3 protein-coding genes are annotated in these 2,929 nt (G+C 71.2%); all 3 read left to right on the top strand.

The window, feature by feature from the left end:
- The first annotated feature begins 45 nt into the window (after window positions 1-45).
- The 3 genes from QK440_RS41020 to QK440_RS41010 all read left to right on the top strand — a co-directional run bounded on the left by QK440_RS41020 (window position 46) and on the right by QK440_RS41010 (window position 2,479).
- A complete protein-coding gene (locus tag QK440_RS41020; RefSeq protein WP_190140815.1) occupies window positions 46-708 on the top strand; it encodes a response regulator transcription factor in 663 nt (220 codons plus the stop codon).
- A gap of 331 nt (window positions 709-1,039) precedes the next feature.
- Entirely contained in the window at window positions 1,040-1,555 is a 516-nt protein-coding gene (locus QK440_RS41015) for a lytic polysaccharide monooxygenase auxiliary activity family 9 protein (RefSeq protein WP_282798360.1), read from the top strand.
- Window positions 1,556-1,705: 150 nt separating this feature from the next.
- Window positions 1,706-2,479, top strand: coding sequence for a calcium-binding protein (locus tag QK440_RS41010; protein ID WP_282798359.1), 774 nt, complete (start codon window positions 1,706-1,708; stop codon window positions 2,477-2,479).
- Window positions 2,480-2,929 lie beyond the last annotated feature (450 nt).

The following is a 2,929-nucleotide window of genomic DNA, read 5'->3' as shown; positions in this document are numbered from 1 at the left end:
TCCGCTGGAAGCCCCGGACCAGGGATAGACGGATAGACTGTGGGCATGGGGCATGAAGTCGTAAAGGTGCTGGTCGTCGATGACGAGCCCATGGTCTGCGCACATTTGAGGACAATTCTGGGTTCGGCCGAGGATATCGAGGTCGTCGACGCGGCCCACGACGGAGCGGCCGCGGTGGAGGCCGTCACCCGGCACCGCCCCGATCTCGTTCTCATGGATTTGCGAATGCCGGGTGTCGACGGCCTGACGGCCATCGAATGCATCATGAAACTGGATCAGCCGCCGAAAGTGGTGGCGCTCACCACGTTCGACGCCGACCAGTATGTGATGCGCGCTTTGCGTAGCGGCGCAAGTGGATTCCTGGTGAAATCGACGCCACCGGAGGACCTCATCGGCCTGGTGCGCGTCGCCGCCGACGGCCACACGGTGCTCTCGCCCGTGGCCATGCGCCGCATCGTGGCCGCCTCGTCCGACGAGGACGCGGCGCGCGAGCGGGCCAAGGCCCTCGTCGGCAAGCTCACCGAGCGCGAGACCGACGTCCTCACCTGCCTCGGCGAAGGCCTGTCCAACGCCCAGATCGCCACGAAGCTCTTCCTGAGCGAGGCCACCGTCAAGGGCTACGTCTCGCGCATGCTCGTCAAGCTGGAGTGCACCAACAGGACCCAGGCCGGTCTCCTGGCGTACGACGCGGGCCTGGTCAGCCGCTAGCGGCCGCGGGCCCCGGCGGCGGGAGGCACCCGACCGGGTCGCCTCGTACCGGACCGCTCCCGACCGCCCCACCGCGCCGACCCCGGCCACACGGAGGGCCGCGCCGCACCACGAACGCCCTTGAGGGGCCGGAGCACGTACGCTCCGGCCCCTCAAGGGCGTTCGTGCCGCTCGCCGCCGCCCTGCCAAAACTACTCGTGGCATGGTCTAGACCAAGCGGGGTAGGCTTCCCCTCGTCACTCATGGCGGCCCCACCCTCATGTGTGACATTGCTTGTCATGTGCATGCTTGTCCGTTTGGTGCGGGCAAGCCCCCCCACAGAGGAGTTGTCATGAAGAGCAAGAAGACGCTGGCCGTCGCCATCGGCGCGGGGATCGCCCCGCTCCTGGCCGTGACCCTGCCCGCGAGCAGCGCGAGCGCGCACGGCTACATATCCTCGCCGCCCAGCCGGCAGGCCCAGTGCGCCTCCGGCGTCGTCTCGTGCGGCGCCATCAAGTACGAGCCGCAGAGCGTCGAGGGCCCCAAGGGCCTGACCAGTTGCAGCGGCGGCAACGCCGCGTTCGCCGAACTCGACAATGACCGCAAGGGCTGGAAGGTCACCCCGGTCAGCAGGACGACCAGCTTCAACTGGCGGCTGACCGCCCGCCACGCCACCAGCACCTGGCAGTACTACGCGGGCGGCCGCAAGATCGCCGAGTTCAACGACGGCGGAGCGCGGCCGGGCGAGACCGTCACCCACCAGGTGAACTTCGGCAGTCTCTCCGGCAAGCAGAAGGTCCTGGCCGTGTGGAACATCGCCGACACCCCGAATGCCTTCTACGCCTGCGTGGACGTCAACGTGAGCTGACCGGCCCACCGCACGACCGCATCACCGCATCACCGTTCCACCGCACCACCGTTCCACCGCATCACCGTGCATGACCCGGCTCCGCCGGAGCCCGGAGCGGGCGAGCGCCGTCCGCTCCGGGCGACCCGGCCCCCACCGAGATGAGGTCCCATGAACGGCCACCGAGTCACCGCCCGCGCAGCCGCCGTGGCTGTGCTCGCCACCGGTCTCGCCGCCGCCCCCGCCGTCGCGGCTCCCGCCGCCTCCGGGGGCAAGGCCCGCGTCGGCGCCGACTGGGCGAAGCAGTCCCTCACCTTCACCGCGGCCCCGGGGCAGGTCAACGACCTTCACGTGGTTCCGATGGATCAGGGCGACGGGGTCCGGCGCATCGGCTTCCGCGACGCGGTCCCGCTCCAGCCGGGCGACCACTGCGCGTACCTGGAACCGGGCGTCGAGACGTACGTCGTCTGCGAACTGCCCACCGACAGCACCCGGCCGGACCGGATCGACGTCTTCCTCGGCGACGGCGACGACGAGATCGCCACCAGTGACCTCGGGGTCGCCACCGTCAGTGGCGGGCCCGGTGACGACACCCTGCACGCCCACACCGCCCACACGGTCCGGGGTGGCGCCGGTGACGACATGGTCATGGGGCGCGTCGTCCTGGACGGCGGCGACGGCGCGGACCACCTGATGGGCGACGACGGCGACCAGCGGATGTGGGGCAGCCGGGGCGACGACATGATCGAGGGGTACGGCGGCAGGGACTTCGTGTACGCGGGCTCCGGCGACGACCACGTCATGGGCGGCGACGGCGATGACAGCCTCCTCGGCGGCTCCGGCGCCGACATGCTGCACGGCGAGGGCGGCAACGACCTGATCGTCGGCGGCTCCGGGAAGGACACCGCCCAGGGCGGCCCGGGCCGGAACATCGTCCTGCCGTAGGCCGGGCCCGGGCGCGCCGCCGGGGCACCCGGCACACCGTTCCGGAGCAGGCCGACAGCCAGGCCGCCTGCCGGGGCGAGGGCCCAAGGGGCGGACGACCGCTGGACCTTGACGAGAAGTGGGTCGAGCAACGCCACACCGTCGAGGGGGCGGGCAGCGAGCTCCAGCAAGCCCGAGCCGCGGCCACCTGGCGGCCGTGGGCCCCGGCAGCGGGAGGCACCCGACCGGGTCGCCTCGTACCGGACCACTCTCGGCTCCACCGCGCCGACCCCGGCCCCACGAAGGGCCGCGCCGCACCACGAACGCCCTTGAGGGGCCGGAGCGTACGTGCTCCGGCCCCTCAAGGGTGTGTGTCCGTCGGGCAGTTCCTAGTCGTTGCTGACCCGGTCGCGTGCCGGGCGCGCGCTGTCCTTGCGGATCCACGTCACCGTCGTCGGTACGTAGATGGGC

This window comes from Streptomyces sp. CC224B (assembly GCF_030010595.1).
Lineage (GTDB): Bacteria > Actinomycetota > Actinomycetes > Streptomycetales > Streptomycetaceae > Streptomyces > Streptomyces longispororuber.
Note: the sequence above shows the minus strand (reverse complement) of the source record. Positions and strands in the feature narration are given on the sequence as shown.